Origin of the sequence: Actinokineospora inagensis DSM 44258 (assembly GCF_000482865.1) — a bacterium.
Lineage (GTDB): Bacteria > Actinomycetota > Actinomycetes > Mycobacteriales > Pseudonocardiaceae > Actinokineospora > Actinokineospora inagensis.
On sequence record NZ_AXWW01000030.1, the window covers coordinates 15,731 to 38,749 of the forward strand.

Genomic DNA, 23,019 nt, shown 5'->3' on the forward strand with positions numbered 1-23,019 from the left:
AACCCGAACACGACCCAGCCCCGCCTTTTACCCGCGCCCGGCAAGGTGATCCGTGTCGGAAGCACGCGACGAGGAGGAGAGAGCAGATGCGAGCCAGGTCGGCCGTTGTTGTCGCAGCCCTGACCGTCGGGGTCGGGGTCACCGGGGCGGGGGTGGCGGCGGCGCAGTCCAGCACGCAGGCGCCGCCGAGCGGGTCGGTGACGATCACGTTGAGCGCGGAGCAGGTGAACCGGATCTGCACGGTGCGGATTCCCAAGATCGAGCAGCGGGCGGACCGGTTGGTCGCCCGGATCAACGGGGGCGCCGAGACCAAGGGATCGGTGGCGTGGTTGAAGGCACGCGCCGACAAGGAACAGGCGGCCGGTCGGACCACGACGGCGAACCTGCTCAAGGAGCGCGCGGACCGCCGGGCCGGTCGGGTCGACGACCTGAACAAGGCGAAGCAGCGGGCCGAGGACTTCAAGGGCAAGTACTGCGGGTCGAAGTGACCCTGCGCAAAGCCGCCGTCGCCATGGTGCTGCTGCTCGGGTGCGTGGCGTGCCGGGCGAACACCAGCACGCCGCCCGCGCATCCGACTGGCAACTCGGTCGACCAGGAGTTGGGCGGCGTCGAGTCCACCTTGGACAACGTCGAGTCGGAGATGGCGGGGGACTAGTACGGTGCGCGCATGACCGCTGACCGGGGCCTGGTGCTCGTCGTGGAGGACGACCCGGCGATCGCCGAGCTGGTGCGGTTGTACCTGCGGCGCGACGGGTACGGCGTGCACGTCGAGTCCGACGGGCCGGGCGCGCTCGAAGCGGTGCGCAGGTTCAAACCGGTGGCGCTGGTGCTGGACATCGGGCTGCCCGGGATGGACGGGGTCGAGGTCTGCCGGAAGTTGCGGTCCGCCGACGACTGGACGCCGGTGCTGTTCGTGACGGCGCGCGACGACGAGGTCGACCGGGTGCTCGGGCTGGAACTGGGCGCCGACGACTACGTCACCAAACCGTTCAGCCCGCGCGAGTTGGTGGCCAGGGTGCGGACCGTGCTGCGGCGCACGGGCGACCCGGGTGGCGGCGACGTGTTGCGCGCCGGGGGCACCCGGGTCGACCCGCGGCAACGGCGGGTCTGGGCCGGGGACGTGGAGGTCCAGTTGACCTCCACGGAGTTCGACCTGCTCGCCCACCTGATGCGCAGGCCGGGTCAGGTGTTCGAGCGGGCGCAACTGTTGAGCGCGGTGTGGGGCTACGCGGCCGCCGCCGGTACCCGGACGGTGGACGTGCACATCGCCCAGTTGCGGGCGAAGCTGGGCCCGGCGAGTCCGATCCGGACCGTCCGGGGTGTCGGGTACGCCGCGGACCGCGGGTGAGGGGCACCCTCGCGGTCCGGGTCACCGCGCTCTGCCTGGCCGTGGCCGGGGTGGTCGCGGTGGTCGGCGGCCTGATCTCGGCCCGCCTGGTGGTCTCGACCGCCCGCCAGGTGACCCAGCAGACCCTGTCCGACCAGGCCGATGTGTTCGTCAGCCAGTTCGCCGACAACCGCATCGGCCTGCGTCGGATGGTCGAGGTGCTCAACGGGCAGGGCGTGGCCGTGGTGCAGGTCCGGCCGAACGGGACGGTCGTCAGCGGCGACGCGACCGCGGAGAAGGCGGCCACGCAGGCCGGGTTGGCGCACGTGACCACGGCCGAGCACGCGGCGGTGGACGTCGGCGGGCGGACCATGCTGGTCGAGCTGCGACCCGCGGACAGCCGGGGCGCGATCGCCCTGGTCAAGGCGTCGGAGACGGTGAAGGGTTCCGGGCGCAAGCTGGTCGCCAACATCGTCGTGGCGCTCGGGATCGGTCTGCTGGTCGCGGCCGTCGCGGGGCTCGTGCTGGCCCGGTTGCTCGCCCGCCCGCTGACCCGCACCGCCGCCGTCGCCTACTCGATGACCCACGGCAGGCGTGACCTGCGGGCGCCGGTGCAGGGGCCGCGCGAGGTCGCCGAGGTGGCGGCGGCGGTGAACGAACTCTCGGACGCCTTGCAGCGCAGCGAATCCCGGCAGCGCGACTTCCTGCTGTCGGTCTCGCACGAACTGCGCACGCCGCTGACCGCGGTGAAGGGCTTCGCCGAGTCCCTGGCCGACGGGGTCGTCACCGGGGACGCCGTCGCGTCCGCCGGGCGCACCATCGAGCAGGAGGCGGACCGGCTGGACCGGCTGGTCCGCGACCTGCTCGACCTCGCCCGCCTCGGCGCCGACGACTTCCGGCTGGACCTGATCACCGTCGACCTGACCGCGCTGGTCGCCGACTCGGCCGAGGTCTGGTCGGCCCGGTGCGCGGCGGCCGGGGTGCGGTTCGCGGTCGAGGCGCCCGCCCACCCGGTCGTGGTCGTCACCGACCCGCGGCGGCTCCGGCAGGTGGTGGACGGGCTCGCCGAGAACGCGCTCCGGGTCACCCCCGCCCATCGACCGATCGTGCTGTCGCTGCGGGAAAGCCCTGGTCAGGCCGTGCTCGAAGTGCGCGACGGCGGCCCGGGGCTGGCGCCGGAGGAGTACGCGGTCGCGTTCGAGCGCGGCCTGCTCAACGCTCGGTACGCGGGCAGCCGCCCGGTCGGCACCGGCATCGGCCTCGCCCTGGTGCACGGTCTGGTGACCCGGATGAGCGGCACGATCAGCGCGGGCCCGGCCCCGGAGGGCGGCGCCGCGTTCACCGTCCGACTCCCGTCCGACGGGTGACTATTGCGTGGCTGCCTCCAACAGGCGGTACAGGGTGGCCGCCAACTCGTGGTCGCCTTCGACGGTGACCGCGTCCACCGGAGCCCGGCGCCAGAGCCAGCGGAGCAGGGTGTCCGGGTCGGCGCGGACGGTGGCGTCCGCGGTGCCGCTGGGGGCCACGGTGATGGTCGAGGCCAGGGTGACGTACCAGGACGACGCACCCGCCTCGACGCGGACGACGCGCCCGTCGAGCGTGTCCAGCACGCCGCCGAAGCCGCTCGGGTAGGCGGCCGACGCGAAGGCGAGGAAGGTGATCAGGACCTCGTCGATGCCGTCGGTGGCGAGTTCGGTGGGCACCGGCGCCGACTCGACCCCGGCGGCCGCCTCGGCGTCGATCCGGTGGATGACGGCCTCCTGCGCCATCCGCCGCCCCCAGAAGCCGACCGACTGGTCCGGTTCGTACCAGGTCAGCGTCTGTTCGGCCGGGTCGCGGGCGGTCAACTCGGCGAGCACGTCGACGGCGGCCGCGTCGAAGGCCACCAGCGGGTCCTGGCCGGTGAAGTCCGGCGGCCACGACTCGGGTTGGGCGTTGAGCCGCATGGTGGTCGCCTTGTCCAGGTAGACCTCGGCGACGTGGAACAGCAGGTCGGTACCGGTCCACCCGGGACAGGTGGGCACGGGCTTGTCCAGCGCGGTGGCGGCGGCCGCGCGCAGGATCTCGTTGTCGGCGCGCAGGTACGCCAAGTAGGTCTCGTGGTCCATGGCCAGACTCAACCACGGACCACCGACAGTCGCGGAACTATGTGGCGATCCAGAAGAACCGGCCGCGCGGGTCGTATTCGACGATCGTCGCGTGGGCGCCGGTGCGCAGTGGGCTCTGTCCGGCTTGGCGGACCTGGACGACGACGACCTGACCGTCCGCCGTGGTCACCTCGGCCTCGCCGAACACCCGGTCGACCCGGCCCGAACGGACAACACAATCGGTGCCGGCGAGCTCAAGCGGGTCGGGCAGCGCGCGGTTGAGCACCGGCACCAGGAACCGCACCGCGGCCAGCGCGGACACCAGGGCCACGGCCAACACCAGGGCACCCGGCAGCAGCGGTGACGGCTTGACCGGGCTGAGCAACAAATCACCGGCAACGCTGACCCCCCAGGCGATCGCGACCACCAGCGACAGCGCCACGCTGAGCGGGACCCGCCCCAGGCCGAACGCCTCCGGGTCGGCGGCGCCAACTGCGTCTACTGTGGACAGTCCAAGGCCGACCAGCAGCCAGTAGCCCGCCACCACCACGAGCAGGAACGTGAACACCACTGCGGGAAAACTGAAGGCAGCGACCAGGATGTGGTCCACTGGCGGATCCCTTCGCCGAAATCGTGCGTCGCAAAGTACTGCGCGACGCGCGGGCGGTCCGCCGGAATCGCCGAACACGATGCGGTGATGTGACAAACCGGGATGCGACACACCGGCGGAACGGGCCACACCGGACGGTTCACCCGTCGAGCGAATTCTCCACCTCGGTCAGCATCGGGGCCACCCGGAACGGGATCTGCTCGGTCATCGCGACCGCGGTCGTGCTGCGGATGACGCCCCGGCAGGCGAGCACCGCGTTGATCACCTCGTGCAGGTGCCGGGTGCTGCGCGCCGCCACCCGGACCAACAGGTCGCCGTCGCCCGCGATACCGTGCGCCTCCAGCACGAACGGCACGGCGACCAGGTCCTCGATCGCGGACCCCAGCCGCCCCTGCGCGACCTGCACGGTGACGAACGCGGTCACCTCGATCCCCAACTGGGTGTAGTCGACCGCCCGCCCGCGCGCGCCGACCACGCCCTGGCGCTCCAGCCGGGTGACCCGGGCGTGCGCGGTGTTGCGCGCGATGCCCAGCCGCTCGGCGAGTTCGGTGATACCGACCCGCGGGTTCGCGACCAGTTCGCGGATGACCCGCAGGTCGAGCCGGTTCACGGTGCCCACGATGCGCAACCTCCCCGGGTTCCTGCCGCCGATTTTGCGCAATCCGCGCAAGTGCACCTGCACAGTCTTGCACTACGCTCACCGCAGGCCGTCTCCTTGCCCGAAGGTGCGCACAAGAAGGTGAGAGCGATGACCGAGTACCGCCCCGCCGACGTGATCCGACTCGACCACGGCCGCGGCGCCCTGACCGGCGTGCAGGCGCTGGGCAGGCTGCTGGTCGACCAGCACCGCGCCGACCAGGCCCGCGGCTGGCGCACCGCCGGGTTGGTCTCCGGTTACCGAGGGTCACCGCTGGCCGGGCTGGACCTCGTGCTGCAGCGCAACGCCGACCTGCTCGCCGAGCACGACATCGAGTTCATCCCCGGTGTCAACGAAGAGCTGGGCGCGACCGTCGTCTACGGCTCGCAGCTCGCCCCGCAGTTGCCCGGGTCGAGGTTCGACGGCGTCTTCGGGCTCTGGTACGGCAAGGCGCCCGGCGTCGACCGGTCGGTGGACGCCTTCAAGCACGGCACCTGGATGGGCACGACCCGCAAGGGCGGGGTGCTGGTGGTCGCGGGGGACGATCCGGCGAGCAAGTCGTCGTCGCTGCCGTCGAACTCGACGATGGCGCTGGCCGAGTCGTACATGCCGGTGCTGGCCCCGGTGGACGTGGCCGACGTGCTGCGGTTGGGCCGGTTCGGCATCGAGATGTCCCGGTTCACCGGCTCGTGGACCGGTTTCACCGTGGTGACCGCGGTCGGCGACGGCTACGAGGTCGTCGACCTGGGCACGCGCCCGGAGATCGTGGTCCCGGAGTTCGAGTGGGACGGTCGCCCGTGGACACCGACGTTCAAGGCGGGCGTGGGCATCCCGGAGGCGCTGGCGCTGGAGCGCGAGGTGCTGGAGGGCAGGCTCGCGGCGGCCGTCGCGTTCGGGGCGGCCAACGGGCTGAACCGGATCGAGGGGGCGGTGCGCGACGCCCGGATCGGGATCGTCGCGTCCGGACACACCTACGCCTGCCTGCGCGACGCGCTCGACCGGCTGGGCGTCGACCCGGAGCGGCGCGGCGTCCGGCTGCTGCGGCTGGGCATGGTGCACCCGCTGGACCAGGAGCTGCTGGGCCGGTTCGCCGACGGCCTGGACGAGCTGGTGGTCGTCGAGGACAAGCGGGCGTTCGTCGAGACCCTGGTCAAGGAAGCCCTGTTCGACCGGGCCGTGCGGCCGAGGGTGTACGGCAAGCGCGGGCCGAACGGCACGGCGCTGATCCCGGTCACCGGCGCCCTGGAGACCGACCGGCTCGTCACCGTGCTCGGGCCGTTCCTGGCCGACCGCGTCGAGGGTGTCCAACTGCCGCGCCGGGTGGAGCGGATCGCGCTGCCGGTGGTCAACCGCACCCCGTTCTTCTGCTCCGGCTGCCCGCACAACCGGTCCACCGAGGTCCCGGACGGCTCGCTGGCGGGCGCGGGCATCGGCTGCCACGCGCTGACCACGTTCATGGACCGCAGCGTCGGCTTCACCCAGATGGGCGGCGAGGGGGTCAGTTGGGTCGGCGCGGCCCGGTTCACCGACACCCCGCACTTCTTCCAGAACCTCGGCGACGGCACCTTCTTCCACTCCGGCAGCCTCGCCGTCCGGCAGGCCGTCGCGGCGGGCACCAACATCACCTTCAAGCTGCTGTACAACGCCGCCGTGGCGATGACCGGCGGCCAACACGCGGACGGCTCGGTCGACCCGGCCGCGGTCACCCGCATGCTGCACGCCGAGGGCGTCGCGAAAACCGTTGTGGTGACGGACAACCCGGGCAAGTACCCGCGCGGAACCGGCTGGGCGCCCGGCGTCCGGGTGCGCCACCGCGACGACCTCGACGACGTGCAGCGCGACCTGCGCGAGACCCCCGGCGTCACGGTGATCGTCTACGACCAGGAGTGCGCCGCCGAGAAGCGCCGCAAGCGCAAGCGCGGCCTGCTGCCCGACCCGGTGACCCGGGTGCACATCAACGAGTCGGTGTGCGAGGGCTGCGGCGACTGCGGCCGCAAGTCGAACTGCCTGAGCGTCGAGCCGGTGGAAACCGAGTTCGGCCGCAAGACCCAGATCGACCAGACGTCCTGCAACAAGGACTACTCGTGCCTGCTCGGCGACTGCCCGTCGTTCCTGACCGTCGAGCCCGGCGACCGGGCCGCGGGTGTCAAAAACTCGGTGCGGCGCCAAGACCTGCCCGGTGACCTGCCGGAACCCGCGTCGCGGCCGGAGTCGGCGGCGCTGGTGATGGTCGGCATCGGCGGGACCGGCGTGGTCACCGTCAACCAGGTGCTGGCGACGGCCGCGCTGATCAGCGGGCTGGACGCGCGGGCGCTGGACCAGACCGGGCTGAGTCAGAAGGCGGGCGCGGTCGTGTCCCACCTGCGGATCTCGGCGGCGGGCGGCGAGGTCCCCGGCCTCGTCCCGGCGGGCACCGCCGACGGCTACCTGGTGTTCGACGCGCTCGCCGCCACCACCGAGCCCAACCTGTCCCGCTGCGGCGCGGACCGGACGGTCGCGGTCGTGTCCACCGCCCAGGTGCCGACCGGCCGGATGGTCGTCGACACCACCGTGGCCTACCCCGGCGACCTGGTACCCAAGATCGCAGGCCGGGTCCGCGACCTGCGTGCGTTCGACGCCCTCGCCCTGGCCGAGCGGCTGTTCGGCAGCACAGCCGCGGCGAACTTCCTGGTCGTCGGCGCGGCCTACCAACTGGGCCTGCTGCCGGTGACCGCGGCCGCCGTCGAGAAGGCCATCGAGCTCAACGGGGTCGGCGTCGCCACCACCGTCCAGGCGTTCCGCGCGGGCCGCAAGGCCGTGCTGGACCCGGCGTGGCTCACCGGGTCCCCGACCACCGAGGTGCCCCCGTCGCCGCTGGCCGAGGGCTTCACCGGGGAACTGCGCAGGCTGCTGGACATCCGGCTGCCGGAACTCGTCGCCTACCAGAACAAGGCCTACGCCCAGCGCTACCTCGCCACGGTCCGCGCCGTCGCCGACGCCGAGGCCGCCGCCGGGCTGCCCGGGACACTGGCCGAGGCCGTCGCGCGGAACCTGTTCAAGTTGATGGCGTACAAGGACGAGTACGAGGTCGCCCGGCTGCACCTGGACGCGCACGTCGAGGTCGAGGCCAAGTTCGGCCCCGGCACCCGGATCGGGTTCGCGCTGCACCCGCCGCTGCTGCGCGCCATCGGCATGCGCCGCAAGATCACCCTCAAGCGCACCGCCCGGCCCGCGTTCACCGCCCTGCGCGCCCTCCGGGTACTGCGCGGCACCGCCGTCGACCCGTTCGGCCTGGCGCGGGTCCGCAAGGTCGAACGCGCCCTGATCACCGAGTACGAGGCGCTCGTGCCCACGCTGCTGACCGCGCTGGACCGCTACGACCTCGCCGTCGAGATCGCCGCCCTCCCTGACCTGGTCCGCGGCTACGAGGACATCAAGCTGACCTCCGTAGCGGCATATCGCGAGAAACTGTCCGAAATGCTCGGACGCTTGGCGGAGTCCCCGGTCGCCATCCCATAGCGTGGGTCCGGTTGCGCCGGGTCCATTTGCGGCCGAACCTGTTGTTCCCCAACCACTTTCGGGAGCAGCGATGACCGTGGACACCCGGCTCAACAACGTCGACATCGAGGCGGTCGGCGCCCTCGTCGACGCCATCCGGCAGGACAGCGCCAAGGCCAACACCACCTGGGCCGCCCACGTCACCTGGCAGGGCGGCTTCCAGTCCACCGCCCGCGTCCGCGGCTTCGCCGAAACCCCCTCCGACGAACCCACCACCCTCGGCGGCACCGACACCGCCCCCAACCCGGTCGAACAATTGCTCGCCGCCCTCGGCAACTGCCTCGCCGTCGGCTACGCCGCCAACGCCACCGCCGCGGGCATCCCCCTCGACTCCCTCCGCATCGACCTCCGCGGCGACATAGACCTGCACGTCTTCCTCGGCCTCCGCGAAGGCCACGCGGGCTTCGACTCGATCACCGCCAAGGTCCACCTCACCTCCCCCGCCCCCACCGCCGACCTCAAGGCCCTGCACCACCGAGTCACCGCCTCCTCCCCGGTCGGCCACACCCTCGGCACCGCCATCCCCGTCAAGATCGACCTGGCCTGACCGCGTGGCGATCTGACAGCGCGTCGGCGAATGCCCGATTCCGTGTGGCCGCTCACGGGAAAACTCACTCGTCCAGAGTCTTTTTCCATCAAGGATTTGTCGGCATAACGTCAACAAAACCGCCGATCCGCTGAATCACACAACAACTGCGGTCACCCGGAGGAACGACCGCACGCGGGCCAGATGGCGGCATACCATGAATCGGAAGCGCCAGTCATCGTGAACAACAGCCGGATTGAGTGAAAATTCCGGCACTTCCCGGCTGCGCGCGGTCGAACTGACGTAAAGTCGGGGGTATACGTGCAGGAAGCCGCCGGGGGGCTTGATGGCGCGGAGCGGAGCGGACCACCACGACCAACCGGACGGCAGGCCCGCGGCGGCGGACAACCGTGTCGTGGGCGCCGTCGGCGGCACCGTCATCCAGGCCGGGAACATTCACGGTGGTATCTATTTCGGCAATCCACCCGCCGCGTCAGTGGTCCCCCGACAACTGAACCCACCACCACCGAATTTCGTGGACCGGCACCGGGAATTGACCGAGCTGGCCACCGCGCTGGCGGGCTCGGGGTCGAATCCGACGGTGGTGGTGATGCGCGGTGTCGGCGGGGTGGGCAAGACCGCGCTCGCGCTGCGCTGGCTGGGGATGATCGGCGACCGCTACCCCGACGGGCACCTGTTCGCCGAACTGACCCAGGCGAGCGGCGCGCCGGTACCGGTCGAGGACGTGCTCGGCCGGTTCCTGCGGGCGCTGGGCGTGCCGACCGAGTCGATCCCGGCCACGCTCGTCGAGCGGACCACACTGTACCGGTCCGTCACCGCCGGGTCCCGGCTGGCCGTGCTGCTCGACGACGTCACCTCCGCGGCCCAGGCCAGGGTCCTGCTGCCCACCTCGCCGGACAGCGTCGTCGTCGCGACGAGCAGGCGGCCGTTGATCGCCCTGGTCGCCACGGGCGCGGTCGCGGTGCGGGTCGAGCCGCTGCCGCCGGACGGCGCGCTGCGGCTGCTCACCTCGTTCATCGGCGAGGACCGGGTGGCGACCGACCGCGGGAACGCCGAGCTCCTGGTCCGGCTGTGCGGTGGGCTGCCGATCGCGCTGTGCGTGGCGGCCGCGCTGGTGGTCGCCCGGCCGCGCCGGTCGCTGGCGAACCTGGTGGAACGGCTGCGCGACGAGCACCGGCGGCTCGACGTGCTCTCGATCGAGGAGGACTACTCAGTGCGCGCCACCTTCGACCTCGCCTACCGGGAACTCCCGGCACCGACCGCGGCGGCCTACCGGGCGATCGGGCTCAGCCCCGGCGGACTCGTGCGGCCCGAACTGCTCGCGCACGCCACCGGCACCCCGGTCGACGCCGCCGCCGACACGATCGAGGAACTGGTCGACGCGGGGCTGGTCGACGAACTGGACGAGGGCTGGTACCGACCGCACAACCTGGTCCACGTGCACGCGAAGGCCCTGGCGACCGGGTGCGACGACGCCACCGCCGTGCTGCGCCGCGTCGTCGACTGGTACGTGTCCGCGACCCGGCTGGTGAGCCACACCGTGATGCCCGCCCGGCAGGTTCCCGAGTGGACGGACGAGGTCGAGGTGACGCTGCCGCCGCGGCTGACCGAGTACGCGCCCGCGCTCGACTGGTTGGACCGCGTGCGCGACGACGTGGTGCTGGTGATGCGGTCGTGCCTGGAGCAGGGTTGGCACGAGTCGGTGTACCTGCTCGGGTACGCCCTGCAGCCGCTGTTCGTGCTGGACAAGCAACTGGTGGCCGCGATCGAGGTCTGCGACCTGGCCAGGCGCGCCGCGGCCGTGGCCGGTGAGCCGGAGCGCGAGGCTAAGATGCGCAAGCGGCTGGCCCGGCTGTTCACCCGGATCGGTCAGTACGACAGCGCCGAGCGGGAGATCCGGGCGACGATCCTGGCCGCCGAGGCGCGGTCCGATGTGTCCGAAGTGGCCAGTGCGCACAAGAGCCTCGGGCTGCTCGCACACGCCCGCGAGTCCTACGACACGGCCGTGGCCGAGTTCGAGACGGCACTGGCGACCATGCGGACCACGGGACCGGCGCGAGCCGTCGGCCTGCTGCTCACCGAACTGGGCAGCAGCGAGATCGCCGCCGGACAGCCCGAGAGCGCGGTCGACCACCTCACCGAGGCGCGAGAACTCCTTGCCACACTGGACAAGTCGGACGAGTACAACACCGCGCGGGCCGACCGCGAACTCGCCCGCGCCCACATGGCCACCGGCGACTTGGACACAGCAGGCGACCTGCTGCGGTCGACGCTGGCGGTCTTCGAACGGCACCAGGCCCGGCACGAGGCCGCGGACACGCACCGGGCGCTGGCGGAGTTGTCCCGGCGAGCCGGTGACCCCGAAGAGGAACGGCGGCACAACGAACGTGCCGCCGCCATCCTCGAAGGACTGTCCTGACTCACCGAAGTCGGCGTGCCGCCGGTAAACCGAACGACGTCACCAACTCCTCCTGCACGAGCGCGCTCGGCGCTCGATCCACCTCAGGCGCACCGCCGACGGCCCACCCGGCGCTGAGCACCGCGTTGCGCAATGCGGTGACCGCGTCGCCGGATGTGGCGTAGTGGTAGGCGAACGAGCCGACGAGCGTGTCACCCGCACCGCTCTGGTACCGCACACCGCGCGGAGTGGTAGCCGGAACCTGCCAGATCCGACGCCGGTCCCGCACCCCGATCACCGCGCCGTCCGCGCCGCAGCCGACCACGACGACCGGCGTGCGGTGCACCCGCCACATGTCCTCGACCCAGTTGACCGGTCCGAGCGGCAGCCCCTCGTGCGAGCAGGCCACCACGTGCGCCGCGGCCATCCAGTCCCGGTTGTGCGGGCTGTCCACCGAGTCCACGATGTGCGCGTCGGTGATGATCGGCACGCCCCGGTCGGCGGTGACCGGGATGAGCGACCGGGTGAACCCGATGTTGGACAGCACGGCGATGTCGCAGTCGTCGCCGAGCAGGGACCCGAACACGTCCGCCGGGTAGCTCAGCCGGGGCGTGTCCCGCAAGTCGCTGGTGCCCGACCGGGTACCAGCGGCGTCGAACAGCACGACCGCCCTCGGCTGCTCCGCGCACACCTGCGCGCCGGGGCCGTAGAGACCCTGCTCGCGCAGGCACTGCACGGCGACCGACCCGAGCACGTCTGCGCCGACATAGGTGGCGAACGCGACGTCGGCGCCCAGCCGCGCCGCCACCCTGGCCACGGTGTGCCCGCTGCCCGCGATCCGGAAGTGCAGCCCGCCGGGCAGCCGCCTGCTGGAGATCAGCGGCACCGGGAACTCCGGTACCAGACAGGAAACCCCGACGTTGACCACCCCGGCGACCGCGACGCGCGGGGTCACCGCAGCGCCGTCCGCGCGACCAGCAGCGAGCACAGCGTCCGGACGGCCGCCGCCGCGATCTCCCGGTCCACGTCCCCGCTCAACGTCATCCACAGTGGACGTCCGATGTGGATACTGTCTCGACCGGCCGCGACCAGCCAGCGGCCGCCCGCGTGCCGGGTGGCCGCCACCGTGCAGCCGGGCAGTTCGGCGAGCGACCGGAGCACCCACCGCCTGCCGTCGGCCTCGTCGTCGTGCTCCCACAACAGCATGTCGGCCCGCTGCAGCGCCGCCCGACCGGCTTCCGACCGGCGGACGAGCACGGCGTCGGCGTCGTACCAGTCACGCATAACGCCTCCCCTCTGCGTGGTGGTCCGGCACCGGGATCGGCTCCGGACCGCGGTGCTTGCCCTGGATCGGCAACCGGAGCAGCTCGTAGAGCCGCTCCCGCAGCGCCCGGTGCGAGCCACCGGGCAACGACGTGAGCCGAGCGGCGATCGCCGCGGCCAACGACCGGTCACCCAGCCGGAACTGGGATTCCGCGTGGGCGCGGGGTTCCCAGCGTGGCGCGGACGCGGCCAGCAGCGCCTGCGGCGAATCCGGGTCCACGACGTCGTCCGGGGTGCCGAAGGTCAGCACGGACCGACCGGTCGCCGCCGCGTACACCCCGGTGGAACCGTGGTCGGCCAGCACGTGGTCGGCGGCGATCACCGCGGGCCGCCAGTCCGCCTCCGGCTCGACCAGGGTCAGCCCGCGCTGCCGCGCTTGGCCCAGCCAGGACCGGAACTGCCTGCGGCCGTGCCCGAGCCACACCGCCGGGTGGACGGTGGCCACGACCTGGAACCGGCGCGGGTCCAACTCGCGCAGCAACCGGCCGAACAGCGGCAGGTCCCGCTCCACCAGTGACGCCTTGCCCCACGTGGACGCGACCACGACCAGTTCCCGGCCGCGCCGCACCCCCAGCGCCCGCCGGTACCGGTCACGCAGGTGCGCGCTGCGCAACATCCGGTCGTAGCAAGGATCTCCGGCAACCAAGGCGACATCGAGTGCCGCCGGGCACTGCCGGGCCAACAGCTCCCGCTGCCGTTCGTGCGAGAGCACCAGCGCCGCGGGTAGCAACCGGCCGTCCCGCAGCAACCGGGCCGGGTCCAGCCCGTATACGGGGCCGCCCACGGTGACCCGCTTCCCGTAGCCTGCTCCGTGCGGGAACAGCACCAGAGGCCCGTGCAGCCGCTCCACCCCGCCGAAGGCAGCGGCCAGCACCAGGTCGAACCGCTCGCGCACCGCTCGTGCCCACGGGATCCGGAACGCCCCCGCGGTGTCGAGGAGCCGCTCCACCCCGGCCCCGAACACGTCTGGCGCGCGCGTGTACAACACCTGCACCCTCGGGTCGGACTCCACCAGGTCCACGACGTCGAGCAACCGCTGTCCGGACACCACGCTGTGCACCGCGACCAGAACCGTGCGATCGGTGCGCACGGTCCGCCACCGCTCGGCATCGATCCCCACCGGCACGGCGGCCCATTCCGCGTCATCCATCCTTCCCCACCCCCTTAAGCGAACAAGGACTTACCCGGCCAACCCTGACGGCACGGGCGAACAGTTCCCTTGCAGTCCGCCTGCGGAGCGGGGAACAGCCCGTGTAACGATTCAGCAACGCGCTGGAATGGGTTGCGACGCGGATCACATCCCGGTCAGACTCGATATCCGCCAGCCCTCCGACCGTGAGCGGGAGGAAGCACCGGTGGACATCCGCATCCTGGGCCCCATTCGACTGGGTGGCCGAGCCTGGAAAGCCGATCACCGCAAGCCGCGCAGCCTCATCGAGCTGCTCCTGGTCAACGCCAACAAGGCGGTCAGCCGGGACTTGATGGTCGAGTACCTGTGGGACGACGCGGGACCACCGAATCCCCGCAAGACGCTCAACGTGTACCTCAGCCGGGCCAGAAGGCTGGTGGACCGCGATGTCGAAGATGCCAAATTGTGGACAAACAAGAACGACTGCGTCCTCGAACTGGCCGCTGAGCGCGTTGACTACCACCGATCCGTCGCCCTCATCGAGAAGGGCAACAAGGCAGCCGCCCGCGGTGACCACGCCGAGGCCGTGCGGCACCTGGAACCGGCGGTGGCGCTCTGGCGAGACGGCCGCCCGCTCGACTCCGCGGACACCTCCCGCGCCCACCGCATGCGCGAGGACCTGGTCAACCAAGACCTCTTACCGGCCTACCGCACGCTGTTCAGCGCCAAGCTCGCCCTGGGCGACCACGAGTACGTCCTGCGCGAACTCCGCGACGTGCAGCAGGAACGCCCACACGACGAGACCCTGGCGGGCCTTTGGATGCGCGCACTGCACGCCGCGAGCCGCACCCGCGACATCCCGGACTTTCACCGCGCTTTCATCCAGCGGCTCAAGACCGATCTCGACACCGGCCCGTCCCCCCAACTGCTCCGCCTGTACGACGCCCTGGTCACCGACGACACCCCGCCGGTCGAACCCGGACCAGCCCTCGCCGACCTCCCCAGGGACACCCCCTACTTCACCGGTCGGGAAGACCTGCTGCGCAGGCTCGACGACGCCGCCGCGCAGGGCAACTCGCTGGTCACGATCGACGGCCCCGGCGGCGTCGGGAAGTCCGCGCTCATCGTCCGCTGGGTGCGCACCCGGATGGACCGCTTCCCGGACGGCGTGCTGTACAAGAACCTGCAGGGCTTCACCCCGGACGCGGAACCGCTCGACCCCACCGCCGTGCTCGCCGACTTCCTGACCAGCCTCCGGCTGCCGCGCGACGAACTGCCCACCACCCAGGACGACCTGGTGGCCCGGCTGCGCGCCCTGCTCAGTGGCAAGCGACTGGTCGTCGTGCTGGACAACGTCCGCGACGCGGCGCACGCCCGACCGCTGCTGGCGGCGACCACGCCCTGCCACGTGATCATCTCCAGCAGGCAGGCGCTCACCGGGCTCGCGTTGTCCGACAACGCCCACCTGGTCACCGTGCCGCCGCTGTCACACCCGCAGCAGATCACCCTGCTCGCCACCCGGCTCGGCGACCGGATGCGCGAAGACCCGGCGGCGGCCAGGAAACTCGCCGTCCGCACCGACGGGCTCCCGCTGGCGCTGCTGGTGGTCGCCGAGCACGTCGCCGCCCGGCCGTCGGTCCCGCTGCGCGAGCTGGCGGCCCAGCTCAGCGAGGCCCACCGCGTCCTCAACGCGGGCGGCCACGGTGACACGAACCTGCGGTCGGTGCTCTCGGTGACCCTGGAGGCACTGGACGAACCGGCGCGGCACCTGTTCGACCTCATCGGCCTGCACCCGCTGCCGCTGATCAGCGGCTCGGTCGCCAAAGCCATGACCGGCACCGGGGAAGCCGCCACCGAGCACGCCATGGACCGCCTGCTCGGCGCCCACCTGATGCGCCAGACCGACGGCGACCACTACCGGGTGCACGACCTCATACACATGATCGCCGCCGAGCGCTCCGTCCACCTCGGCACCGCGCAGGACCAGGCCCGGCGCCGGATGATCGAGTGGTACCTGCTGTCCGCCGCCGCCGCGCGTGACCAGGCCGTGCCGGACGGCGTCGACGTGCCCACCCTGCCCCTGTCGGAAGGCGTGACCCCGCTCGGTTTCGACACGGCGGAAGCGGCCCTGCACTGGTTCGCCACCGAACGCGCCAACCTGATGGCGATCATCCGACTGGCCGCGCGGCACCGGTACGACGACCACGTCTGGCGGCTCACCGCCGCGACCTCCGAACCGCTGCGGCGGCTCGGCTACCTCAACGACGCCCTGGTGGCCAACCGGCTCGGCATCAGCGCGGCGGAAGCGGCGGGCAACGTCCTCGGGGAGGCCGGGAGCACGAACAACCTGGGGCTCATCCACGAGGCGATGCACGACAACGTCGAAGCGATCCGCCAGTTCGAGCGGGCGTTCGACCTGTTCGTCGTGATCGGACACATCTACGGCCAAGCCGCTTCGCTGCACAACGTCGCCCGGATCCGGCGGCACAACGGCGATCTGGCGACAGCGGCCGAGCACGCCACGCGCAGCCTCGAACTCCTGGAGAGCGTCAAGGCGGGCCCGTGGGCGACCGCCAGGGTGCACCGCTCGCTCGGCGAACTGGCCGCACAGATGGGCGACCACCAAGAGGCCCTGCACCGGTACCACCGGGCACTGTCGCAGGCCAAGCTCGTCGACGACGTCGAAGGCAAGGCCGCCACCATGACCGCCCTCGCCGAACTGCACCTGCACGGCAAGGAGCTCCCCTACGCCCTGGACTACGGCCGCAGCGCGTTGACGATGCACAGCCAGGCGATGAACCGGGCGGGTACCGCACGCACCCTGCTCGTGATCGCCGACGCCCAACTCCAACTGGACGGCGGCGGAACCACGGAGGCCGTGGCCGCCGTGGGCGCCTACCGGGAACTCGGCGACGACCTCGGCCTGGCTGAGGCGCTCGAACTGCTCGGCCGCTGCCACAGCTCGGCGGGCGCCCACGAGCTCGCCGCGCGCAGTTGGGCCACCTGCGCCGATCTCCTGTCCACTGTGGATCCAGAGCGGGCGGCTCGGGTGGCCGGGTGGGTCCGCGCCGCCCAGATCCGGGCCGGTCACCCGGTACCCGAACAGCACACCGCCGCCCCGGTCGAGTCCGCCGAGCCGACAAGACCGATGCCCCGGCGGTGACCCGGCTCAGCCCATGCCGATCCACGTGGTGAAACAGGTGACGGCCCCGGACACGACGCTCGCCGCGAACCGGGCGCCCCCCGGGTCGCCTGCGGGCGCGCCCATGCCGATCCACTGCGCGATGGTCGACCCGGCACGCCCCACCGCACTCATGTAGAGGGTGGCCGCCGCCGGGAAGTGTCCCGTGGCAACCAGGTCAACGAAGGTCATTTGTGCCCTCCCGGGGCGATTGTCGCCGAGCGACGAAGATCAACTGAGGCGACAGCCTAGGAGATGGCAATTGTGGAGAATCGCCCGGGTCACCAAATCGAGATCGCCCGGACGTGTGACTAATCAAGAACGAGCCCGATCGACTCCACAATGGAAGCCGCCGCCGAACCGGATCGTCCGATGATCAGCGGGATCCCGGTTGACCCCATTCGCCAGTCGGACTCGCCGAATCCGTCACCGCGACACCGGTTCCCGGGCACCCGACCGCCATCCCGGTACCCACAGCCAGGCGCGGTCGGTGATCACGTTGGCGCGCAACCGGATCTCGTCGGCCGCCGGGATCGGGCCGGTACCGACCCGGTCGGAGAGCAGCACGACCAGGTTGGCGTCCGGGGCCTCGTCGAGGGTGTCGGCGAGGGGTGGGGCGGTGAGCAGGTCTTGGGCTTCGGCGGGGGTGCCGAGGTGAACGGCGACCCGCAGGCGGAGTCGCGGGTGTGCGGTGTTGTGGGCGGCCAGTTCGCAGGCCAAGGCGGGCAGGAAGTGGGGAATGGCGGCGGGGTCGGCGGGGTGCAGGACGCCGGTGAGGGTGTCGGGGAGCCAGTGGGCGGTCAGGTGGGCGTGATCGACCGCGGCGGTGAGCACCTTTTCGGCGTGCTGCCGTGGGGATCCAGCGGCGGCAACGCAGAGTTGGGCGGCCTCTGCGCCGATCGGTGGCATGGATTGAGCCTTTCGTGTCGAGAGGGGGTGCGACCGACACTCTCCGACACTTCAGCCTAGGGCACTACGCATGGCGGCGGATTGTCGCCCCACCCGGCGATCTGGCGCAGTCGGGGCATGTCGACGACGCGGATCTTGCGGTACGCCTTGCTGATCACGCGTTCGTGTTCCAGGTCGGCGAGGGCCTTCTCGACGGTGCGGTTGGCCAGGCCCGCCATGTAGCCGAGCTCGTGCTGGGTGAGCTGGAAGCTCAGGTCCCAGTGCTCGCCGACCCGCTGGCCGTAGTAGGTGGCCAATTCCACGATGAGCCTGCTCAGCTTGATCCGGCCGTCCTTGATGGTGGCGTCCACCCGGCGGCGGTTGGCCCAGCGCAGCCGGGAGCTGATCATGCGGCTGACCTCGATGGCCAGGTCCGGGTAGTCCGCCATCAACGCGCGCAAGCGGTTGCGGTGCACCGAGCGGACCACCAGCGGGGTGGCGGCCTGCACGGTCGCCGACCGGCGGGCGTCCGGGTCGATGGCGCCCATCTCGCCGACCATGTCGCCCGCGACGCGGATGCCCAGCAGGCTCTTGGTGCCGCTGGCGGTCTCCACGAACACCTTCACCGCGCCCTCGATGATCAGGTAGGCGATGTCGCCCTCCTCGTCCTGGCGCAGCAGGTAGTGGTTGCGCGGGTACCGGATCTCCGAACCGGCGGCGAGCAGCGCCGCCCTGGTGCGCTCGGCGAGGCGACCGAGCAGGCTGCTGGGCGGCCAGTCGGAGTCAGCGGTCACGTCGTCTCCCCGGTGCGTCGTACGGACGACGGAATCCAGCCTGCCGCCGTCGCCGACCCCGTGCCGGGCAATCACCCCGATGCCACCGTGATGGCCCGGAACAGCCCACGACGAATTCCCCGGGTCGCGCTACTCCCAGTAGTACTTTGCCCTTTTCGAGCGACCCGGGTTCAGCGGGACTGCGGCAGCTTCCCGGTACGACCACGGAACGACGGCGGCGGCACCAGCGGCCCGATGTCCCCGTCCGGCGCCTCGTCCAGGTCGACGACCACCGGCGCGTGGTCGCTCGGCCCGGTCCCCTTACGCGCATGGCGGTCCACCCACGCCGCAGCGACCCGGTCCGCCACGGGTGACCCTGCGAGCACGAGGTCGATCCGCATGCCGAGGTCCTTGTGGAACATGCCTGCGCGGTAGTCCCAGTACGTGAAGACCCGCTCATCGGGCCACCGGTCGCGGACAACGTCATGTAGCCCGAGCTGGACTATCTCGTCGAGCGCGGCTCGTTCCGGCTCCGTCACGTGCGTGTGCCCGACGTAGGCCTCTGGGTCGAACACGTCCGCGTCCGTAGGGGCGATGTTGATGTCACCGCAGACGAGGACCTCTTTGGGGCCTGCGGCCACGACGTCCTTGAGTGCGGCCAGCCACTTGAGCTTGTAGTAGTAGTGGTCCGACTCGGGTACGCGGCCGTTCGGCACATAGACCGAGTGGACGCGTACACCGCCGCAGGTAGCGGAGACCGCGCGAGCCTCTTGGTGCGGGAAGCCCGGACCGTCAGGGATGCCGCGCACGACGTCATCCAGCCCTACCCGCGACAGGAGCGCCACACCGTTCCACTGCACCTCACCGTTGAGCGCGAACTCGTAGCCGCGTTCCGCCAACGGCTCGGCCAGCAACGCGGTGAACGCGTCGTCGGCGAGCTTGGTCTCCTGCAGGCAGACGACGTCAGGCCGCCGCTCGTCCAACCAGGGCAGCAGCCGGGGGAGCCGCTGCTTGACCGAGTTCACGTTCCAGGTAGCCACGCGCACCCTGGCCACGGTAGTCGTCACGGGCGCGATCGGTCGTACGGCCTAGAGGCTCACTAGTAGGTGAACGTGCCGATGATGTCGTTGACCTGGCGTGCGGTCGCGGCCAGGGTCGCCGCCGAGCGCTGGGTCGCGCTCGCGCCCTCCGCGGTCGCCGTCGCGCTGCCGGAGATGCCGTCGAGGCTGTCCCGGATCTGGCCGGTCGTGTGGCTGACCTCGCCGACCCCGGCGGTGATCCGGCCGGTCGTACGGGTCTGCTCGTCCACCGCGACCCCGATGCCGTGCTGGCCGTCGTTGATGCGGGTGATCACGTCCCGGATGCCGTCGATCGCCTCGACCGCCTCCCCGGTCATGGTCTGGATGACGCCGATCTTGGCCTTCACGTTCTCGGTCGCCGTCGCCGTCTCCTGCGCCAGGTCCTTGACCTCGCCCGCGACCACCGCGAACCCCTTGCCCGCCGCGCCCGCCCTGGCCGCCTCGATGGTGGCATTGAGCGCGAGCAGGTTCGTCTGCTCGGCGATGGAGGTGATGGCCCGCACGATCTCGTCGATCTCCCGGCTCGCCGTGCGCAGCCGCTGCACACCAGCCGCGGTCTCCTCGGCCGCCCGCACCGCCTGCGCCGACACCGACGCGGTGTCCGAACTCGCCCGCGCCACGCTGTCCACCGAGGCCCCGATCTGTGCCGACGCTGCCGCGATCTCGGACACCGTCGACGTCACGTGCCCCGCCGACTCGGCGACGTCGTTGGCCCGCGCCAACGTCTCCTCGGCCGCCGCGCCCAACCGGCCGGACACGTCGTCCAGGTCGGCCCCGGCCGCCAGCAGCGTCGCGGTGCCCTCGCCCATCGACGTCAACACCTCGCGCATCGCCCCGGCCGTCGCGTTGATCGCGTCCGCCATCTCGCCCAGCTCGTCGCGCCGGGGGTGCTCCACCCGCCCGGTCAGATCCCGCGCGGCCATGGCCTGCAGCCCGCGCGCCATCCGCAGCAGCGGCCCGCGCACGGTCCTGATCGTCCACACCGAGATCCCGGCGAACGCCACGGCCGCCGCCAGTCCACAAAGGATGATCAGCGTCAGGTTGGTCGACCCGATGTCGTCCGCGTCCGCCCGCTTCTGGTCGACGGCGGCGGACAGTTGGTCGTCGAACTGCCCGAGCCTTTCCTCCAACTGACCGAAAACGTCCAAGAAGGCGGGCACCAACGCCTTCGCCGCGACCGGATCAGTCGCCGCCGCGGCCACGATCGCCTGCGCCTTCTGCTCGTAGTCCAACACAGAAGCCCGCGCCTGCCCGAACTCCACCTGGATGGCCGCGGGCGCCCCCGCGGCCGCCGTGTCGAACTGCGCCGTCATGTCCGCCGTGTGCTGCGACACCTCATCAACGGAATACGCCTTCCGCTCCGCCGCCGACTGCGCACTCACCGCCGCCATGACATCCCCACGAACCGCGTCGTGCATCATGTCCGCGTTCCACTGAGCGCTCATCGCCGCGCTGACCTTGGCCAACTCGTCGGTAGCCGTCCCCTGCGCCCCAGACGCGTACCCCGCGACCCCCGCCATCACACCGAGAGCCACCACGCCCCCACTCGCCATCAACCCCAAGCGGCCCCTCACGGTCAACCCCATGACACATCCTCTCGGCGCGGGTACGCCCGGGGCAATTGGCAGCACGCGGGGCCGTCTGAGAGATATGCGCGGGTACCGCCCGGTCAGGGCACCCATCGTGGCTGATTCGGGTTCGACGCCACCCTCCGTGACAACCGGGGTCGTCCGCCCGTGGGGCACGGGAGCGGTCAAGGCCCCGACAGAATCCCTGACCGCCCCCGCACCTTGTCTTTCAAAGGGGGAGAAAGACAAGACACAGCGTATGCGCCCGACGTGCGGGCAGACCTGCCGTTGACACCCCCGCATGGGCGACCACGCCGCCCGCACCATCGGGTGAGGCCTCCCGCGCTTACTACTGCTCAGACCGTGATCGTGGCCGATCGGAAATCCCGATCAGCACGTCCTTCTTGAGGTGCTCCTTGATGAGGTAAACCAGTCGTTCGCCATCAATCAGCTCCATCCGACCATGCTCCCGCGCCTTCTCCCAACACTTGGGCGTGAACCAGGAAGTCGTGATCAGAATCCCCCAACCGGCCTTCTTCTCCTCCATCGCTCCCGCGAGCTCGCGGATGTGGTTCACCCCGATCGACCTGCTGTAGCGCTTCGCCTGAACGATGCTCAGACCACCCATCAACGCCTGGCGCTGCACAATCACCGCGTCCACGCCGTCGTCATTGCTTTGCTGCGTTGTCCAGCCTTCCGCACCTTGCGCCTCGAAGATCTGCCGCACGAGGTGTTCGAAGTTGGTGTACGACATGTCCATCAGGTCGGGCCGGGAGTCAAGGGTGGAGACAGCGTCGAATCCATCGACGAACGAGAACTTGCTGAGGTCGAAGTCCAGGATCGGCTGGATGGGCTCCAGTTCGTACGGGTGACTCGACACGATGGCCTTCAGATGGCGAACACAGGCCTCCGGTGACACCTTTTCCAAGTTGCTATCCGGAGGAAACGCGCCACGCTCAACACTGATACTGATGATGCACGGATATTCGTGCTCTCCCGTCGCCGGATTCGTCGCATGCACATGGCCGTTGAACCCAACCGAAGCCAACGTCCGATCGCCGTCGAACAGATCACGCACGCACAGCAACGCGACTTGGCTGATCACACTGCGGTAGAGCGCGGCGACCTCGTTCTTCGGTCGCGCGACCGAGCGCACCTCGTCCTTGGTGGACAGGTACCGGTAGCCCGCCTCAGCAGGCACCACCGTCCGCGGCGGCAACTCGAAACGCACGATGACCTGTTCAGATCGAGGGTTGAACGTAACGTCGACGTTGTGCGGAAACCCCTTCGGCAGCGGCACCCGCTTGAGCACATGCCCAAAATAGCCCTCGACTGCCGCCTTTTCCCGAGCAGCAAACCCCCGGATGTGTTTATCTACGACCAAGTTCTGTTCGCGGGCACCAGCCTCCGCCTTGGCAACACGCCGACCATGTTCTTCCCTCGCCACGACCACCCGCCGCTGGCGTTCCACCTCGGCCTTCTCGGCTTCACCAACCGCACGCTCGTATCTCGCCTTGGCGATCTCCAGTTCGCGCTCATACCGAGCGGCCCCGCCAAACAAACGAGAGACAGCGCCTGGCGAACGAGGTGAATACTGCCCCCAGTCGGGCTTACGCACCGGATCAGCCAAATCCCCAAGATCCAACTGCGGCACCTTCGGAACCACCCGCAGCGCACCGAGGTCGAACCGAGCAGACCGGGACAACCCACCCCGAAGAAGATTGTTCAATGACTCAACAGTTCGCTCAAGCTTCTGGTTCTTGCGTTCGGTATCAGCGACACGCGCCTCCAGATGCCTCTGCTTCGCCGCCTTCTCCGCCGCAACGCGCGCACGCTCCGCCGCCCGCTGCTCTTGCTCCACCTGACGCGCGAGTGCCCTCTGCTGGCGTTCCCAGTCAGGCCGCGCACCACCCTTGGCTCCCGCCATCCACGCCT

Annotated in this window: 20 protein-coding genes; 8 read left to right on the forward strand and 12 right to left on the reverse strand. The window is 70.8% G+C overall.

Annotated elements, in window-relative coordinates; genetic code table 11:
• Positions 1 to 86 precede the first annotated feature (86 nt).
• From H504_RS0113095 to H504_RS0113110, 4 genes are read left to right on the forward strand one after another with little or no spacing between them, the layout of a single operon-like run.
• On the forward strand, positions 87 to 488 hold the full coding sequence (locus H504_RS0113095) for a hypothetical protein (RefSeq protein WP_051385787.1): 402 nt from the start codon (positions 87 to 89) through the stop codon (positions 486 to 488).
• Positions 485 to 655: a hypothetical protein gene (locus H504_RS41125; protein WP_157440378.1), complete on the forward strand. Its 171-nt coding sequence runs from the start codon at positions 485 to 487 to the stop codon at positions 653 to 655. The genes H504_RS0113095 and H504_RS41125 overlap by 4 nt, the downstream gene beginning before the upstream one ends.
• Positions 656 to 667: 12 nt before the next feature.
• Entirely contained in the window at positions 668 to 1,348 is a 681-nt protein-coding gene (locus H504_RS0113105) for a response regulator transcription factor (protein WP_026423151.1), read from the forward strand.
• On the forward strand, positions 1,345 to 2,694 hold the full coding sequence (locus tag H504_RS0113110) for a HAMP domain-containing sensor histidine kinase (RefSeq protein WP_026423152.1): 1,350 nt from the start codon (positions 1,345 to 1,347) through the stop codon (positions 2,692 to 2,694). Before H504_RS0113105 ends, H504_RS0113110 begins: the two co-directional genes overlap by 4 nt.
• Here H504_RS0113110 and H504_RS0113115 read toward each other — a convergent pair whose 3' ends face one another.
• The 3 genes from H504_RS0113115 to H504_RS0113125 form a co-directional block, all read right to left on the reverse strand.
• Positions 2,695 to 3,435: a maleylpyruvate isomerase N-terminal domain-containing protein gene (locus H504_RS0113115; RefSeq protein ID WP_026423153.1), complete on the reverse strand. Its 741-nt coding sequence runs from the start codon at positions 3,433 to 3,435 to the stop codon at positions 2,695 to 2,697.
• Positions 3,436 to 3,472: 37 nt separating this feature from the next.
• Entirely contained in the window at positions 3,473 to 4,024 is a 552-nt protein-coding gene (locus tag H504_RS0113120; RefSeq protein ID WP_026423154.1) for a hypothetical protein, read from the reverse strand.
• A gap of 139 nt (positions 4,025 to 4,163) precedes the next feature.
• A complete protein-coding gene (locus H504_RS0113125) occupies positions 4,164 to 4,643 on the reverse strand; it encodes an Lrp/AsnC family transcriptional regulator (RefSeq protein WP_026423155.1) in 480 nt (159 codons plus the stop codon).
• A 129-nt stretch (positions 4,644 to 4,772) separates the two neighbouring features.
• On the opposite strand from H504_RS0113125, the gene H504_RS0113130 reads away from it, so the two are divergent.
• The 3 genes from H504_RS0113130 (at position 4,773) to H504_RS0113140 (ending at position 11,164) form a co-directional block, all read left to right on the forward strand.
• Positions 4,773 to 8,159 carry an indolepyruvate ferredoxin oxidoreductase family protein gene (locus H504_RS0113130; protein WP_026423156.1) on the forward strand — a complete coding sequence of 1,129 codons (3,387 nt, stop codon included), beginning with the start codon at positions 4,773 to 4,775 and terminating at the stop codon, positions 8,157 to 8,159.
• Positions 8,160 to 8,229: 70 nt separating this feature from the next.
• Complete coding sequence (locus H504_RS0113135) at positions 8,230 to 8,745, forward strand: OsmC family protein (RefSeq protein WP_026423157.1); 516 nt, start codon at positions 8,230 to 8,232, stop codon at positions 8,743 to 8,745.
• A gap of 514 nt (positions 8,746 to 9,259) precedes the next feature.
• On the forward strand, positions 9,260 to 11,164 hold the full coding sequence (locus tag H504_RS0113140; protein WP_169735380.1) for an NB-ARC domain-containing protein: 1,905 nt from the start codon (positions 9,260 to 9,262) through the stop codon (positions 11,162 to 11,164).
• A 1-nt stretch (position 11,165) separates the two neighbouring features.
• On the opposite strand, the gene H504_RS34780 is transcribed toward H504_RS0113140, so the two are convergent.
• The 3 genes from H504_RS34780 to H504_RS34785 are packed head-to-tail and all read right to left on the reverse strand — an operon-like array spanning position 11,166 to position 13,616.
• The gene (locus tag H504_RS34780; RefSeq protein ID WP_157440379.1) at positions 11,166 to 12,098 is read right to left on the reverse strand and encodes a carbohydrate kinase family protein; all 933 of its coding nucleotides are present in this window, start codon (positions 12,096 to 12,098) and stop codon (positions 11,166 to 11,168) included.
• On the reverse strand, positions 12,095 to 12,427 hold the full coding sequence (locus H504_RS41130) for a hypothetical protein (RefSeq protein WP_026423159.1): 333 nt from the start codon (positions 12,425 to 12,427) through the stop codon (positions 12,095 to 12,097). The genes H504_RS34780 and H504_RS41130 overlap by 4 nt, the downstream gene beginning before the upstream one ends.
• Positions 12,420 to 13,616, reverse strand: a complete 1,197-nt coding sequence (locus H504_RS34785) for a hypothetical protein (protein ID WP_051385790.1) — start codon at positions 13,614 to 13,616, stop codon at positions 12,420 to 12,422. Before H504_RS34785 ends, H504_RS41130 begins: the two co-directional genes overlap by 8 nt.
• Before the next feature lie 205 nt (positions 13,617 to 13,821).
• Between H504_RS34785 and H504_RS0113160 the strand changes: the two genes are divergently transcribed.
• Positions 13,822 to 16,758, forward strand: a complete 2,937-nt coding sequence (locus H504_RS0113160) for an AfsR/SARP family transcriptional regulator (RefSeq protein ID WP_026423160.1) — start codon at positions 13,822 to 13,824, stop codon at positions 16,756 to 16,758.
• A gap of 6 nt (positions 16,759 to 16,764) precedes the next feature.
• Here the strand turns inward: H504_RS0113160 and H504_RS0113165 are convergent, their stop codons facing one another.
• The 6 genes from H504_RS0113165 to H504_RS39775 form a co-directional block, all read right to left on the reverse strand.
• On the reverse strand, positions 16,765 to 16,968 hold the full coding sequence (locus H504_RS0113165; protein WP_026423161.1) for a hypothetical protein: 204 nt from the start codon (positions 16,966 to 16,968) through the stop codon (positions 16,765 to 16,767).
• A gap of 234 nt (positions 16,969 to 17,202) precedes the next feature.
• Positions 17,203 to 17,685 (reverse strand): hypothetical protein, encoded by a 483-nt coding sequence (locus H504_RS0113170; RefSeq protein WP_157440380.1) that lies wholly within the window; start codon positions 17,683 to 17,685, stop codon positions 17,203 to 17,205.
• Between the two features lie 56 nt (positions 17,686 to 17,741).
• The gene (locus tag H504_RS0113175) at positions 17,742 to 18,458 is read right to left on the reverse strand and encodes a Crp/Fnr family transcriptional regulator (protein ID WP_026423163.1); all 717 of its coding nucleotides are present in this window, start codon (positions 18,456 to 18,458) and stop codon (positions 17,742 to 17,744) included.
• Positions 18,459 to 18,628: 170 nt separating this feature from the next.
• The gene (locus H504_RS0113180; RefSeq protein WP_211239312.1) at positions 18,629 to 19,492 is read right to left on the reverse strand and encodes an exodeoxyribonuclease III; all 864 of its coding nucleotides are present in this window, start codon (positions 19,490 to 19,492) and stop codon (positions 18,629 to 18,631) included.
• 44 nt (positions 19,493 to 19,536) lie between these two features.
• Positions 19,537 to 21,102 carry a methyl-accepting chemotaxis protein gene (locus tag H504_RS0113185; RefSeq protein WP_026423165.1) on the reverse strand — a complete coding sequence of 522 codons (1,566 nt, stop codon included), beginning with the start codon at positions 21,100 to 21,102 and terminating at the stop codon, positions 19,537 to 19,539.
• A gap of 331 nt (positions 21,103 to 21,433) precedes the next feature.
• Positions 21,434 to 23,011, reverse strand: coding sequence for a restriction endonuclease (locus tag H504_RS39775; RefSeq protein WP_084467634.1), 1,578 nt, complete (start codon positions 23,009 to 23,011; stop codon positions 21,434 to 21,436).
• Positions 23,012 to 23,019: the final 8 nt, after the last annotated feature.